We start from the raw sequence: 15583 nt of genomic DNA on the forward strand, positions 1-15583 counted from the left end.
GTATTTTCCTCCCCAAACAAGATATATCAATACTTGAACCGACACAAATCATCATACGAAACAACATCTGCATTTTTCAGCCAGAATAGCAAAACCGGAAGGCAAAAATACCCTGATTTTCAAAACACCCATAGACAACCCCGGACACAAGTATCCACCGCCTTAAATCCTTGCAGTCAATCCATTACTTAGGCTTACTTTCGTTCTGCATTAATATTAATGCAGAATAAAAACATATTTATTATGGACGAAAAAAAAGTAAAAAATGAAGAGCCTAAAGTCTTTCTGACACAGGGCGAAGATGGCAAACTCAAAGTCATCGCAGGAGAACAGGACGGCAAGCTAAAAACGGTCGATCCCAAGAAAGAGAACGCCGACCAGTTTATGAAGATTGATACCAACGGCAATGCGTTGGAGAATTTCTTCAAGAAGTTTTCGGCACAGTTCAGCCACCCATCGCACACGGGCGTTTATGCTGTTACCGCATCTGCCGTAGATAAGGTCGCGGCTTTTTTCGACAAACTTATCCGTATCGACCACAAAGACAAGGCACTCGACCCGTACCGTGTCAAATTTGACGGTAAGATACGCATAGAGGTGGAATTTACAGGCAAGTATCAACCTTTAGACCTGAATAAGCTCAACTGGAAAGAAGTCGAAAAGTTAGGCGTTTCCGGTGAGAACTTGCAGGATGCCCTCAAAGCAATGGTTTACGGGCATAAGTCGCCCGGTCTGGTCGATATTAAACCTGCCATCGAGGGACAGGAATTTCCCATGCAAGCCCGCTTATCGCTGGAACAGCAGCCGGACGGCAGCATCAAAATCGCAACCCATCCCAAGCAGGAGCAACCCGATTTTGAAAAACCGTTTATGGGAGTTGTCTTTACCAATCAGGATAAAGAGCAGTTCCAAAAGACAGGGCACGGCGGACGGGTATTTGACCTTGAACCCGTAGCCGGAGGCGAAAAAGTGCCTTCGCTTGTTTCCCTTGACAAACTCACCAACCGCTTTGAGGCTATGGCATTGAAGGATATTTATATTCCGCAGACCTTGAAAAATGCCCCGCTTTCTGATGAACAACAACAAGGACTGAAAGAGGGTAAAGCCGTTTGGATTGAGGGTATGGATAAGAAAACGAAGCATGGAGAACAGCCACAGAAGATTGACCGCTTCGTGCAGTACAACGCTGCAAGCAAGAATTTCGATTTCAAATTCAGCGATGAGCAACGCCAGCAGTTCAACCAAGAGCGGCGAGCCAAGCAGGGCGAGAGACAGGCGGAAGGTCAGGGACAGGAGATGCCTAAAGCCCGCAAACTCGGTGAGATTTGGGTCTATTCCAAACAGGGCGGCGTACAACTTTCCCGTGAGGATTTCGATAAGCTGTGTAACAAAGAGCCTGTCTATGTTAAAGACATGGAAGCACAGAAACCCAAACAGCAGGCGGATGCTTCGGGAGCACAGAAAGTTGAAGCGACTGACCAGAAAGGGCAGAAGTACAATGCATGGGTATGGATTGACGAAAACAAAGGCAAGGTTCGCCACAGCAGTAAGCATCCCGATCAGGTACGGGCTATCGAAGCGAAGCAAGCGGCTAAAGACACCCAAAAGGTTACACCCGCTGCCGAAAGTAAAACACAGGTCGCCGTCAATAACGAAGGTAAGACCAACGAAGCGACCAAACATTCGACCGAACCACTAAAGAAAGGTCAGTCGCAGCCCACCGAAAAGCAGGCAGAGAAAAAGGAGCAGAAGCAGGAACAAAAACAATCTCCTACCGCCCCAAAGAAAGGCAAGGGGCGCAAGATGTAATCTATTATTTCAACCACTAAAAAATCAATGTTAAAATGAAAATTATAATTGCAGAAAAACCGTCTGTGGCTAAGAGTATAGCAGCCATAGTCGGCGCAAACAACAAAAAAGATGGCTATATAGAGGGTAACGGGTATGCCGTTACATGGGCTTTCGGGCATTTGGTCGGGCTTGCCATGCCGGAGCATTACGGCATCGAGGGCTTTAAGCGTGAGAATCTGCCGATACTCCCGAAAGAGTTTAAGCTGTTGCCCCGTCAGGTGAAAGAGGGCAAGGAGTATAAGAACGATCCCGGCGTAATGAAACAACTTAAAGTAATCAAAGAGTTGTTCAGTCGTGGGGATGAGATAATAAATTGTGCCGATGCCGGTAGAGAGGGCGAAAATATTTTCCGTTTTATCTATGAATATCTCGGTTGCACTCTTCCTTTTCAGCGGCTGTGGATAAGCTCACTTACCGACCGTGCAATTAAGGACGGCTTTAAGACCCTCCGTCCCGGCAGCGATTACGATAACCTCTACGCTCCGGCGAAAGCCCGCAGTCAAGCGGATTGGTTAGTCGGGATTAATAGCTCACAGGCACTTTCTATCTCGGCAGGCTCAGGCGTTTGGTCTTTGGGGCGAGTACAGACCCCGACACTGGCGATTATTTGCAGCCGATACCTTGAAAATAAGGATTTCAAGCCGCAGACCTATTTCCGCCTGAAACTCCATACGGCGAAAGATGCGGTGGCTTTTCCCACCCTTTCGGTGGATAAATTCGTTACACGAACCATAGCCGAAGAAGTAACGGCACAGGTCAAAGCAGCCGAAGTCGTTAAGGTTACAGGAGTGGAGCATAGGGAGGTCAAACAGGAACCACCATTGCTTTACGACCTTACCACACTTCAAAAGGAAGCCAACAGTAAATACGGGTTTTCGGCGGATAAGACCCTGACGATAACGCAGGCATTGTACGAAGCGAAAAAAATCTCGTACCCACGAACAGGCAGCCGTTATATTTCGGAGGACGTACTGGAGGAAATACCGCACCTGATCGCTACACTTCGTTCGCATCCTCTTTTTGGTGCGTATATCGACAGCAGGTTTGACACAACGCTTAATACCCGTTCGGTGGACGATAGTAAAGTTACCGACCACCATGCACTGATTATTACGGAAGATCCCGCTTCAGGATTATCCAAAGAGGAACAGCTTATCTACGATATGGTTGCCGGGCGTATGCTTGAAGCCTTCGGCGAACGTTGCATCAAAGAGAACACCGCCGTTTCGCTTGACGCGGGCGGCGTACACTTTTCCTGCAAAGGGAGCGTTACGCTCGTACCCGGTTGGAGGTCAGTATTTAACTCTAAGGACGAGCCAAACGGTGAGGACGATACGGCAGTTCTGCCCGCCCTCATTGAAGGTAACAGTCTATCTATTCGCGATTGCGAAATTCAGGAGAAGCAAACCAAGCCCCGCCCGCTTCACACGGAAAGTTCATTGTTGGCGGCGATGGAAAGTGCGGGCAAGGAGGTAGAGAACGAAGAAGAACGCGAGGCGATGAAAGACTGTGGTATCGGAACGCCCGCCACCCGTGCAAGTATTATCGAAACCCTATTTTCGCGTGAATACATTGTACGCGAGAAAAAGAACCTTGTGCCGACAAACAAAGGGCTGGTGGTCTATCTGGCGGTAAAGGACAAGAAGATAGCGGACGTTGCCATGACTGGGCAATGGGAGCAAGCCCTGAATAAGATCGCATTGGGCGATATGGATGCTTCTACATTCCATAAGGCAATAGAAGTATATGCTTCACAAATAACGACCGAATTGCTGGATATGACATTTGAACGACAGGATAACCGCCAGTCATGCCCTTGTCCGAAATGCAAGAGCGGGAACGTGGTTATCTATAATAAAGTCGCCAAATGCCAGAATGAAAATTGCGGGCTAACCGTATGGCGTTCCATTGCTAAAAAGGAACTGACGGACGGGCAACTGACAGACCTTTTAATGAACGGCAAGACCGCCTTTATTAAAGGTTTCGTAAGCAGTAAGACCGGAAGCACTTTCGAGGCAGCAATCAAATTCGATGCGGACTATAAAACAGTCTTTGAGTTCCCGCAGAATAAAGGAGGTAGCAAAAAACGACGTTCTAAGTAAAATCTTCATTATCTTTGCCACTGAAAGACTTTGTTTTACGATTCGGAATAGTCGTTTAACATTGATCTTTTAGTGGTGGGCATCCGGGGCAAGGCTTCGGATGCCTTTATTTTCGCCCATATCCGAAGGCTCGCATTTATATATTAAGCGACATTGTTTTCCCCTACAAATCGGGTATTCCCAATCTTATACTATTAACGGTTCTCCTTTCGTCCGGTTGAAACGGCAGCCTCTTTTATCTTCTTTATCGGTTAAGGCAGGAAACCACATTATCAAATAAGAACCATCATTCATAGGCGTAAGCATTAAAAATCCGGCTTCTTTCATTTTCCACCTTAACATATACGGCAACTGCCTGACAGGTTATTTTCTATCATGGCGCAAAGGTGTTTACGGAATCTTAACGGGCAGTAAAGTACAAGCCTTGCAGGTTCACGGAAAAATCTCCACGCCGCATAAGTTCAGGGTAGTATTTTGTCCGTGAATACTTGACATCCCTAATTCCTACACCGGAAATGCACCTGAATAAAAAATCAACCCGGCAGATGCCGATTAAAAATTAAGGTTATGGAAAATATATCAGAAGCACGGATTTATGTAGGAACTTACGCTAAGTATAATGAAGGTTCAATTTTCGGTAAGTGGTTAGACCTTTCGGATTATTCCGACAGTGAAGAATTTTACGAGGCTTGCCGCGAGTTGCACAAGGACGAAGAAGACCCGGAGTTAATGTTTCAGGATTGGGAATATATACCCTCCGGTCTTATAGGGGAAAGTTGGCTGTCCGATAATATATTTGAAATTATCGAAGCCATAGACAATATGGACGATGATAAAAAAGAGGCATTCGAGGTTTGGCTTAACCACGAAAGCTATGATCTTAGTTCCAAAGATATAAACGACCTGATTTCCTCTTTCGAGGATGATTTTCAGGGCGCATACAAGGATGAAGAAGATTATGCGTATGAAGTCGTTGAAGAATGCTACGACCTACCGGAATTTGCGAAAACGTACTTCGACTATGAAAAGTTTGCCCGCGACTTATTTATGACCGACTACTGGTTCGATGACGGTTATGTATTCCGGCATTCATAACTGAATCGGAAGCGGTTATTAAGGCGGAGTAATCCGCCTTTTTATTTCCCATTTTGCGAATCCCAAGAATTTTGTACTGCGGTCATAAATAGATATGGCTTGACTTGATTCTGTTCGTACTCAATCTTTACTTGTTCCCCAATTAATACAGCATAATCATCTTTCATTCTTTCTAAAATTACCATAGAAGAGTCGATAACTTCTTGTATTTCTCTTTTCATTTCGGTTAAGAATTGAATCTCAAAATATTCATACGTTGGTATAGGAATAGTCTTTTTATTCGTTTCAATAAAAATCGAGTTCATTTTGAAAAATTCTTTTTTTTGAATAAATAATGATTCAGGAATATGCAATCCCCAATTTCTCAACGAATTAAATTCAGCTAAAGTTTTCAGTTCACTTTCAGATAATTCGCCCAATTCAATATCTAAAGTTTTCTTATCCTTGAATAATCTTTTTCTAAATTTTCGATATGACACAGCCTTTCTACTTTCGTCTCCAAGCAAGTTAAATAGATATTGAAAAAGCCTGTTGACTTTATCACTTATTGATTCATATATTTCTGCCTGTATTAACTTTGCATTAGGGTTTACCAAAATGAGATGTTCGATTTCTTGTCCATATTTTTTTAGTCTGTCTGTTTTTTGCAACAGATCAGTAATCAATTCTGACAAGTAAAATATATAATCTGTTTTATCATTAAACTTAAATTCTTTCTGCATACTTTTTGTAATTTTTCCACCTGCAAAAATACTAAATAATTGGGAGTCAGTCGTTATTTCCTCCCCTTAGAATAACAGACCCCCGCACTATCTCACGACAGTACAGGATCTAAACAATAGATAAATCAGAAAAGCTAACTGGATGGCTCAGGTTCAAGTTCTGTTTCGCTATTATTATCACCTTTGGAAAAATGATCACGGATGAATTTCTCTACGTTTTTCTCTGTGTAAAATATCTTATGGTGAATGGTTATATAAGTCAATTCGCCCGCAGAGCGGTAACGCTGCAAAGTCCGCTTACTTACGTTCAGCAGTTGGCACAAGTCCTGATTATCCAACAACCGTTCACCATTTAGTACGTTATGCCGTCCACTCATTATATCCATTAATTTATCCAGTCGATCAAAACGTCCCATGAATTGCTCAAACCAGGCCAGCAACCACTCCTGTAAATTGTTATCTTCCATAACAGCACCTTATTAATTTACAGCAAAGTTCGGACGTTTCTATATAGGTTATAAGGAGGTCGGTGTGACTTTTATTGAATATCTTTTTAATCCGCTTATTTATAGTTAATTACTATAAGTTTATCTCCTTGAAACAGAAAGAAAATACATAAAGAGGGTCGGTATATGATGAGTTATAAGACAAAACACCCTATTTTGATCTGAATTAGCATCAAAACCAATTCTTTTAGGCGTACATACCGACCTCGGTGTTACTATTTTCGCCCCATGCGCCGCAATAAGGCGTCTTTCAGCTTATCAAGAAATGGTGTGGGTGTATTCCGTATTTTTAATTCGCCAAAACTTCGAGACAAGTTACTATCCAATTGAATGTTAAATACATTTTGGATATAACTGTAAAGCTGTGTAAGCGGTACATCACCGAATGTCCCTGCACTATCCCACGAAACAATTTGTTCCTGCAATTCCACTTTTGAGCCTTTCCATGTTAGTTTGGTGGTAGGAAATCCGAAAGAATAAGTCTTCATAATATTATCTTCCAGAAGTTCCATTTCATGCATTAAGTAAGCGGAAAGCATGTCATTAGCCAAAATCTTTGCCACTTTAAAATCGCAATTTGTGGAAAAAAGAGGATCAAATTCGTAATTAAACGTTTCGAGATATTGTTCCATATCCGGCTTACCCCGTAGAAAATAAGCAGAATCTAAATGTGAGGAACAAGAACGGTAATATCTAATAAAATCAAGTCGCTTAGTATTATATTTGTTTATGCCATCCAATATTTCGTTTAGATACTCTTTTTGCTTATCAATACCAGTAGGACGGTTCATTTCAATGTTATAAATCTTTCGATAGTATATCAGACGTGAACATAATTTAGGTTTGGCTTCTTTAAAGAAAAATATTTCCTCATCTTCATCTTTGAAGTTATATGATAAAACAAATATCTTTAGCCGATTGACGGCATCAGTAAGAAAACGAGAGGCCTCCAAAGACTTCGTGATCATGCTGATTTCTGAACATTCTATTCGTTCAATCTTAGCATCAACCTCTTTTTTAAGATGAGAAGTAAATAAAATCATAATTTACATAGACACTCACTTTATATAATATTAAATTCAGATAATTGATATTATAAAATTTCAACTTAGAATTAAAATGTTAATTAAATGATTGCCGATATTCCAGTGGTGTAAGATTGGTCTTGCTCTTAAATAATTTGCTGAATGATTGAGGATATTCAAAACCCAAATCGTAAGCTATTTCACCGACAGTCAAGTTTGTTGTTGTTAATATCTCTTTTGCCTTATCTATTAGTTTATCATGAATATGTTGCTGTGTACTTTGTCCTGTAAGACTTCTGAGCATGTCACTCAGATAATTAGCAGACATATTCAATTCATTAGAAAAATGATGAACAGAAGGAATACCGTTTAGAGCCAATTCTCCACTTTCAAAATAGTCTGACAATAGTTTTTCAAACTTCACGAGTAAATCACTATTGGCTAACTTTCTGGTAATAAACTGACGGTTATAGAAACGATTGCAATAGTTCAACAACAATTCTACCTGCAAAGTGAGTATATCCTGACTGTAGTTATCAATTCCTGAATTGTATTCTTTACGAATAGTGTCCATTACTTCTTCAATCGTATCCGCTTCTTCTTCGGATAAATGTAATGCTTCATTCATTGAATAGGAGAAAAAACCAAACTGTTTGATTTTTTCGGCTAAGGAATAGGTTCTTATAAAATCGGGATGAATCAATAATGTCCAGCCTTTTAACTTAGCATCATCCGTCAATTCAGATATTATAACCTGTTTGGGACCATGAAAAACCATTACACCTTCCTGAAAATCGTAATAATGTTGTCCGTATTTCATCGTGCCTGCAAAATTTATCTTTCTACTAATAGTATAAAACTCATAGGTCTTATTTATCAGTTTTTCATCGTCATAATATTGGATATCTTCATGATTGATTAAACCTATTAAAGGATGTTTAGGTTTGGGAATACCCAGTAGATTATGATATTCCGTGATTGATTTTATATGATATGGCTTTCCCACTTTTTATTGGATTTTATAAAACGATGAAAACAATATTATGCCTGTTTCCATCATTTGATTTATTAGAAATTCGTTGAATCTGAAATAAGACGATAATTTTCAAAATCCTGCAAATTCGTTTTCATTTTATTTGTAATCATTTTATAACTATCAGAACCTAAAATTAGGTGTACAGGAGGCTTTTCCATATTAACCAAATTAAACAATTCAACTACTAATTTTTTAGGGTCTCCTGGCTGTGTTCCAGCTCTATCTGCATAACTTTTATAAGTTTTTGCACTCTCATATTCAGGAATCGTTTTTTTTGCATAATTCAGCGAATCTTCATTTAAAAAATTAGTTCTGAATGAACCGGGTAGAACGACCGTTGCTTTAATATTTAATGGTGCTATTTCCAAAGCCAATGATTCTGTAAGTCCTACCATTGCAAATTTTGAAGTAACATAACTTCCGATATTTGCTCCTGCAATATAGCCTGCCGCAGAAGCAATATTGATAATATGTCCTGAATGCTGTTTTCTGAATTGAGACAAAGATACTCTAATAACATTTACTGCTCCGAATAAATTTACATCCAGTGCCTTCCTAAATTCTTCATCTGTCAATTCTTCCACACTTCCGATATATGAAAAGCCCGCATTGTTTACAACCACATCTAATCCCCCAAAGTATTCAACAGTATGGCTTATGGCTTCTATTACACTATGGTTCTTCGTAATATCCACTGCCAATGGTAAAAATGACTCACTTTCAATTCCTACATTTTCTTTCAATTGGCTGAGATTTCTTGATGTTGCCGCAACTTTATCCCCATTACTTAAAAGTAGCTTTGTAAGAAGTAATCCCATTCCTTTGGAAGCTCCGGTTATAAACCATATTTTCTGTTGTTTCATTTTTTAATTTCACTTTTTATGTATCCAATCAATGTATAAAATTTGTCTCGAAAAATATTTATTGTCACTATTCGTCAATGTTTGTAGAGAACGTGATGTTTTTCCATTCTTCAAATTCTTCCTGTTCAACTTTTCGTTTTTCTGCTACGATTTGATAAGCATCTTGTCCCATTAAAAGATGAATTGGCGGATTTTCTAAATGAGTAATTTCAATCAAATGATTAGCTAATTTGTTTGGGTCACCTGCTTGTTTTCCATTATTTTCATTTAGCCAATTCAACAACGTATCCATGTGATATTCTGGTATTGGATTTTTACAAACCAAATTAGTACCTTTGTTTAGGAAATCTGTTCTGAAAAATCCTGGGGCAACAACTGTAACTTTTATATTGAATGCTTTCACTTCCTCTGCCAATGCTTCGGAAAGTCCTACTACTGCAAATTTGGTTGAAGCATATGCAGGTGAATTACCGTAACCCTTGTACCCTGCAACAGATGAAATGTTAATAATATGCCCCGATTTCTGCTTTCTCAAAAACGGCATTACATTTCGGATTATATTTACTGTTCCAAAAAAATTGATGTCCATAATTTGACGAAACTCTTTGTCAGATAAAGACTCTATACTTCCATAGAGAGAATAACCTGCATTATTAACAACAACATCAATTTTTCCGAATTTATCAATAGCTTGCAATACTGCGTTGCGAACATTCTCCGAATCCGCGAGGTTTACATTTAAGGCTAACAGGTTTTCGTGCTTACCTATTTTTTGTTCTATATCGTTTGTATCCCTTGATGTAGCAACGACTTTATTGTTTTCAGCCAAAAGAAGTTTTACCAAGGCAAGTCCAAGACCTTTGGAAGCTCCGGTAACTAACCATATTTTTGTACTCTTCATCGTTTTATTTTTTTCAACCGCCTTTTAATACTTTTTAAAAAAATCATCCACTTTATCCAATGCAGGGTCAAGGTATTTGTCTACATCATACAAATCCATGTGTGATGCGCCTTCAATTACCATCCATTCCTTTTTACCTACCGCCATGTCATATACCTTCTTGTCCATGTCGTGTGTAAACGCTTCGCTGCCTGCAATAACCAAAAACGGCGTAGTAAAGAACTTTGCCTGATTCATAAAAACTCTTGACGGATCTACAGGCAAACCTACGGTTGGATAATAAGGGGAATAGTTGGGACATTTGTCTTGCCCGGCTCTGAGAAAATAATATTCATATCCATCTTTCATCGCTTTTGATGCATTCTCAGGTGGAGGTAAAGGCATTCCTCCAAAAATAGGTGCAGTTTCATATTCCCCGGTTTCGTAGTATCTCTGTTTCGCCTCGGCTGCTGTTTGAAGCATTTTATCAAGAACTTCCTTGGGGTAAGCGCCAAACAAACTTGCAGCTGCATCAAAATTACCTACAAGCGTAGCCACAGCTTTTATGCGGGCATCACCAATGGCAACATTGCAGATGTAAGGAGCTCCGGCACAAGCCCCTAAACCATAAAACCGATCCCTATCAACAAATTTTAAAGTTCGCAGAAAGCTTATCGCATCAGTGGTATTTGGAACCATATTATGGATTGATTCGTAATTTCTGATTTCGCCTTCACTATCTCCAAAATTTTGGGGGTCGAAAACAAAAAAGGCATAACCTTTTGCTGAAAGCTTACTGCCATAAGTTGCCCCGGTTTGCTCTTTGACCTGTGTGCCGACACGTGTGTATATCACGGTAGGATACTTTTGCTGGCTATCAAATTCTTCTGGCAGGTACAAATCCCCGGCAAGTTTATAACCCTGGCTCATAAAATAAACTCTGTTTTTTCCTTCTTTTAGCTGTTTATAATCCACAGCCAACGCTTCTTGATGTTTCATTTCATTACTTTTTATGTTCTCTTTTAATTTATTTTGTGAAAATCCAATCGTGTGAGTGTACACTATAACAGTTGTTGTCAAAACAATATATCTTACCTTATAGAAAAGACACAAGTTCTCAATTTTCCTGCAAGTATTCATACTGATTGGTTTTAATCATGAAGCAAAAGTAGGGTGTTTAAGAAGCGTAGCTGTGTCCAAATCTCATAGGATTGTGTTCAAATACAGGATTCATTCAAAATCTGTTGAAAAACTCAAATCTTTCAATTGTTCCAGACTTTCGATTTGAGATTTGTAATAATTTAGTGCTCTTTGATATGCATCTTTTCCCATTACCAAATGTAAAGGTGCGTTCTCCTTGCCAGCAGTATCAATTAAAATTTTTACCAGCTTATTAGGATTTCCTGGCTGGTTTCCGTTAAATTGATTCATGGCATCAACCAAGTTTTGTGTTCCATAAGGTTCGATCTTATTTTGTGCAACAGGAAATGCACCCAGAAAATTTGTTCTGAAAAGTCCAGGAGAGACAATGGTAACTTGTACATTAAAAGGTTTCACTTCCAGTGCCAAGGCTTCAGAAAATCCAATAACTGCAGATTTTACAGCATTATAACTTCCGGCACATGCATCGGCAGAATATCCGGCGGATGAAGCGAAATTGAAGAAATGTCCACCTCCCTGCTTACGGAAATAAGGCATTACATTGCGAATTACATTTTGAAATGCAAATACATTGACATTGACGGATTGACGAAATTCTTCATCCGAAACTTCTTCCAAAGCCCCCAAAAGCATATAGCCTGCATTGTTTACTGCAACATCAATTTTCCCGAAGGTTTTTACTGTTTCTTCAATTGCTGACTTTACATCATCATTGTTTGTAATATCAACGGTAAGTGCCAATAAGTTAGGGCTTGTTCCTGCTTTTTCTTCAAGCCGGGTTTTATTTCTTGAAGTTGCGGCAACTTTATATCCGCCCTCCAATAATTGTTTTACCAGAGCTAAGCCAAAACCATTTGAAGCTCCTGTTATGAACCACACTTTATTTACTGTTTCCATCTTTTTAATTTTTATTAGTCGTTATATTTTAACGGTGAAATGCTTTTTTACAGATGAGTATTAATAATTCATCTTTAATATGTTCTTTTTTGTTTCTTCCGAAGCCCATGGATTTTCAACGTCATCAAAATCGGTAGAAACGCTTACGTGTCTCCATTTTTCCAATTCTGTTTTTCTTTTGATTTCCACCGATTCCAGAATGCTAACAGCGTCCGAACCTAATAACAAGTGTACCGGTGGTTCCGGGTGTCCAACCAAGTCTATAATCACTTGCGCTGCTTTATCTGGGTTTCCCAATGGTATAATCGTTTTCAGATAATCTTTCAGCGGTTGCAGAACTCCTTTATAGTCATCAATTGGCTCTGCATAAGTCATTGAAGCAGCTCCCCAATCAGTGCGGATTCCTCCTGGTTCTATTGAGGTAACTTTGATCCCAAGATGGGCAACTTCCTGTGCTAAAACTTCGGTAAATCCCTGTAAACCAAATTTTGCAGCTTGGTACATTGAAAAACCAGCTGAGCCAACTCGTCCACCGATAGAACTAACATTGAAGATGCTACCTGAACGTTGCTTACGCATGTAAGGCAAGACAGATCGGGTAACATCTATCGGTCCATGAAGGTTTATTTGTAGGGTGTTCAGTTTGATGTTCCCAAAACATCATTCCAAAGCACCTGAAAATTTTAAAATAACACGTGCTTAAAAATTTGTTTTTTAGCGCAAAATAGTTCTTTGAAAATTGTATATATCATTGAAGTTAGTATCTTAGTAGAATAATCCAAGATATTAAATCAATGAAAAAGTTAGATTCAAACATGCCGAAAGAGACACCGGAACAAGAGTTGGAACGTCTTCGTGAGGAGAATGCCAAACTTAAATCCCAGAAAGAGACTGATAAAGTCAAAATCAAAGATTTGAAGAAAGAACTCAAAAAAAAAGACGTGCCGACAATAACAGTGACCGAAGAACAACGCAAGTTGCTTTCGAGCCTGTTCCCGGACATCGATTCTCTGTTCAGCTGATAATGCTTTGTGTTTTGATATATGTTAGAACCGGTTGTGGACTAAGAACCGTGGTTGGCATACTACACATCTTTGAAGAAGTGCTTGGTGAGTCGTTCGGCAAAGTCCCATGTTATAACTCCGTTGCTAACTGGGTACGCAAACTAGGATTGTCAGTCTATCAGGATGACGTGCCCAAAGAACAGAAGTACGCTGTTGTGGCCGATGAAAGCATCATGATTAACAAGGAGAAACTGCTTCTTATCCTTGGGTTCAATGCCGACCATGAAGGTCGACCACTAGGTCACAAGGATGTTACGGTGCTTGACATGAAAGTCGGCGAGTGTTTCAAACGCAATGACATAAAGTCTTCGTTTGAAAGAGTTTCCGAAACAGTTGGTGCACCGCCTGAATATGGAGTCTCCGATGGAGCCCATAATCTGGTGGGCGGGTTCAAGGATGCTGGCATCTGTCATCATCTGGACATCAGCCACACGCTGGGCAACTGCATGAAACATGTTTATGGCAAAGATTCTGAGTTCTTGGCTCTTACCGAAAAACTCGGTAAGATAAGGCTTCAGTATCATCTGACGGACAAGGCATGGCTACTTCCACCAAACATGAGGGCGATGGCAAGGTTTATGAATCTGCGGGACTGGATCGACTGGGCGGAAAAACTCCTTGGCTGTTACGACACTTTGGAGGAGGATATGAAGGAAGCGTATTCCTTTATTCTATCTTACAGAAGTCTGATACACGAACTCAGAGTCTGCACTGATTCCATCAAACATGTCGAGGAACTATGTAAGAACCATGGATTTGGAAAGCGTGTTAACGCACTGTGTCAGGATTACATAATCCGGAATGTCATTGGTAACGCCAACTCTCGTAGGGTTTCCGTAGGTCTTGAAATGATTGATTACTTCAAGTCTCAGACATCCCTCATTACAAACATCTATGATATCCGCCACATATCCTCGGACATTATCGAATCTGACTTCGGCATCTATAAGGCAAAGAAATCACCCAACAAACTCTACGGGATAACCTCTCAGGTGCTTATGCTGCCACTATATCCAAAAATAATCAACTATGCTAGCGCTAAAAAACAAGATTTCAAAGTACGATTGACCAATGTTAAACTTAAGGACGTTGATCTCTGGGCCAAGGAGAATCTGTCTGAAAATCGGGTGGTACTACGCTCCAAAACGCTCAATAAAGCAGGGTAATTTGGGAACACGGAACTGAACACCCTAGTTTATTTGTAACTGGCTATCCATCTGTTCATTGCTAAATTCCTCAATAGCCCCGGTAATACCAACACCCGCATTGTTTACCAAAACATCAATACATCCGAATTTTCCGATGGTATCTTTCACCGCTTTATCAATTTGTTCTTTGTTCGTTACATCTACCGGTAATGCAATGATTTGATTGGGATATTTTTTAACCAGATCACTTAATCTTTCCGGGTTTCTTGCGGTTGCAGCCACATTATCTCCATTAGCAAGAACCGCTTCTGTCAGACTCTTTCCCAAGCCTCTTGAACTTCCTGTTATAAACCATACTTTATTCATATCATTAATCTTTTTAAAATGTGCTGCAAAAATATCAAAAAAAGATATACCTTTGATACCTGTATACAAAAGGATACTTAAATGAACAATAAAGAGAGATATAATTTTCAGGATAAAATCAGATTTGTCCAAGACACGCAATACGTTATCGGAGGCAAATGGAAGCTACCCATTATCATTTCCATTTACCATGGCCATAACAGATTTAATGAGATATTAGGTTCCATCCCGAAGATAACTAATCGGGTATTATCCAAAGAACTAAGACATTTAGAACAAAATTTATTAATATCCAGAACTGTTTATGACGATTATCCTGCCAGAGTTGAGTATAAACTAACCGAATATTGCGAAACAATTTCCAAAGTTTTAGAAGCAATGGAGGAATGGGGAAAACAACACCGCGAGAAAATCAAGCAAACTGACAAATAACCTTTAGTCACTCAATTTTTACCTAAAACTATAGTGGTTAGCAAGACGTTTATAATTTAAAGATTTAAACTCTGCCTCTTGTGGAATGATAAGTATACCAGTAAGCTAAGTCGTTTGGCCGCTAATACAGTTGAATTATTAAAAGAAAAGAAATATAGATGTGAAATTCGTGCTTTAGTAAAGTCTATTAAAATAATATGATTATCTTTGCAGCATATAATGGAAATGACAATCGCATTGTCGGGCAAAACGCCGAAGAAAGCACTATGTTGAAGTATTTGCACGGTTGTTTTGAAACTCTATAAGATATTAAAAAAGAGTTGGTTGCCGAAAGATTAAACGTTCTGGTGGCACCACTTAACAAGAGTAGCAAAACACAGCAAATCCCTGAAATACAGTGTATTTCGGGGATTTTCTTTTTAAGGCCACCCCCCT

General features: G+C 39.6%; 16 protein-coding genes. 6 read left to right on the plus strand and 10 right to left on the minus strand.

Annotated elements, in window-relative coordinates; genetic code table 11:
• The first annotated feature begins 243 nt into the window (after nucleotides 1-243).
• The 3 genes from AAE250_RS18740 to AAE250_RS18750 all read left to right on the plus strand — a co-directional run bounded on the left by AAE250_RS18740 (nucleotide 244) and on the right by AAE250_RS18750 (nucleotide 5048).
• Nucleotides 244-1809: a DUF3945 domain-containing protein gene (locus tag AAE250_RS18740; protein ID WP_342289279.1), complete on the plus strand. Its 1566-nt coding sequence runs from the start codon at nucleotides 244-246 to the stop codon at nucleotides 1807-1809.
• 35 nt (nucleotides 1810-1844) lie between these two features.
• A complete protein-coding gene (topB, locus tag AAE250_RS18745) occupies nucleotides 1845-3953 on the plus strand; it encodes a type IA DNA topoisomerase (RefSeq protein WP_342289280.1) in 2109 nt (702 codons plus the stop codon).
• Nucleotides 3954-4520: 567 nt separating this feature from the next.
• Nucleotides 4521-5048, plus strand: a complete 528-nt coding sequence (locus AAE250_RS18750) for an antirestriction protein ArdA (RefSeq protein WP_196071788.1) — start codon at nucleotides 4521-4523, stop codon at nucleotides 5046-5048.
• Nucleotides 5049-5089: 41 nt separating this feature from the next.
• Here AAE250_RS18750 and AAE250_RS18755 read toward each other — a convergent pair whose 3' ends face one another.
• From AAE250_RS18755 to AAE250_RS18795, 9 genes are all read right to left on the minus strand, one after another.
• Entirely contained in the window at nucleotides 5090-5770 is a 681-nt protein-coding gene (locus tag AAE250_RS18755) for a hypothetical protein (RefSeq protein WP_196071789.1), read from the minus strand.
• Between the two features lie 134 nt (nucleotides 5771-5904).
• Entirely contained in the window at nucleotides 5905-6237 is a 333-nt protein-coding gene (locus AAE250_RS18760; RefSeq protein ID WP_342289282.1) for a helix-turn-helix domain-containing protein, read from the minus strand.
• A gap of 254 nt (nucleotides 6238-6491) precedes the next feature.
• Nucleotides 6492-7319: an RteC domain-containing protein gene (locus AAE250_RS18765; RefSeq protein WP_196071791.1), complete on the minus strand. Its 828-nt coding sequence runs from the start codon at nucleotides 7317-7319 to the stop codon at nucleotides 6492-6494.
• Between the two features lie 79 nt (nucleotides 7320-7398).
• Nucleotides 7399-8307, minus strand: a complete 909-nt coding sequence (locus AAE250_RS18770; RefSeq protein ID WP_196071792.1) for a helix-turn-helix domain-containing protein — start codon at nucleotides 8305-8307, stop codon at nucleotides 7399-7401.
• 62 nt (nucleotides 8308-8369) lie between these two features.
• Complete coding sequence (locus AAE250_RS18775) at nucleotides 8370-9200, minus strand: SDR family NAD(P)-dependent oxidoreductase (protein ID WP_342289283.1); 831 nt, start codon at nucleotides 9198-9200, stop codon at nucleotides 8370-8372.
• A gap of 67 nt (nucleotides 9201-9267) precedes the next feature.
• A complete protein-coding gene (locus AAE250_RS18780) occupies nucleotides 9268-10101 on the minus strand; it encodes an SDR family NAD(P)-dependent oxidoreductase (RefSeq protein ID WP_342289284.1) in 834 nt (277 codons plus the stop codon).
• Nucleotides 10102-10125: 24 nt separating this feature from the next.
• On the minus strand, nucleotides 10126-11079 hold the full coding sequence (locus AAE250_RS18785) for an alpha/beta hydrolase (RefSeq protein ID WP_196071795.1): 954 nt from the start codon (nucleotides 11077-11079) through the stop codon (nucleotides 10126-10128).
• A gap of 231 nt (nucleotides 11080-11310) precedes the next feature.
• Nucleotides 11311-12138, minus strand: coding sequence for an SDR family oxidoreductase (locus AAE250_RS18790; RefSeq protein ID WP_196071796.1), 828 nt, complete (start codon nucleotides 12136-12138; stop codon nucleotides 11311-11313).
• Nucleotides 12139-12198: 60 nt separating this feature from the next.
• Nucleotides 12199-12786: an SDR family NAD(P)-dependent oxidoreductase gene (locus tag AAE250_RS18795; protein WP_342289298.1), complete on the minus strand. Its 588-nt coding sequence runs from the start codon at nucleotides 12784-12786 to the stop codon at nucleotides 12199-12201.
• 146 nt (nucleotides 12787-12932) lie between these two features.
• On the opposite strand from AAE250_RS18795, the gene AAE250_RS18800 reads away from it, so the two are divergent.
• Together AAE250_RS18800 and AAE250_RS18805 are read left to right on the plus strand one after the other, a co-directional pair.
• On the plus strand, nucleotides 12933-13160 hold the full coding sequence (locus tag AAE250_RS18800) for a hypothetical protein (RefSeq protein ID WP_342289285.1): 228 nt from the start codon (nucleotides 12933-12935) through the stop codon (nucleotides 13158-13160).
• A gap of 14 nt (nucleotides 13161-13174) precedes the next feature.
• Nucleotides 13175-14368 (plus strand): hypothetical protein, encoded by a 1194-nt coding sequence (locus AAE250_RS18805; protein WP_342289287.1) that lies wholly within the window; start codon nucleotides 13175-13177, stop codon nucleotides 14366-14368.
• 24 nt (nucleotides 14369-14392) lie between these two features.
• Here the strand turns inward: AAE250_RS18805 and AAE250_RS18810 are convergent, their stop codons facing one another.
• Entirely contained in the window at nucleotides 14393-14716 is a 324-nt protein-coding gene (locus AAE250_RS18810; RefSeq protein ID WP_342289288.1) for an SDR family NAD(P)-dependent oxidoreductase, read from the minus strand.
• An 81-nt stretch (nucleotides 14717-14797) separates the two neighbouring features.
• Here AAE250_RS18810 and AAE250_RS18815 point away from each other — a divergent pair, with 81 nt between their 5' ends.
• Nucleotides 14798-15148 (plus strand): winged helix-turn-helix transcriptional regulator, encoded by a 351-nt coding sequence (locus AAE250_RS18815; RefSeq protein WP_196071797.1) that lies wholly within the window; start codon nucleotides 14798-14800, stop codon nucleotides 15146-15148.
• Nucleotides 15149-15583: the final 435 nt, after the last annotated feature.

The sequence above is a fragment of the Bacteroides sp. GD17 genome (assembly GCF_038448625.1).
GTDB lineage: Bacteria > Bacteroidota > Bacteroidia > Bacteroidales > Bacteroidaceae > Bacteroides.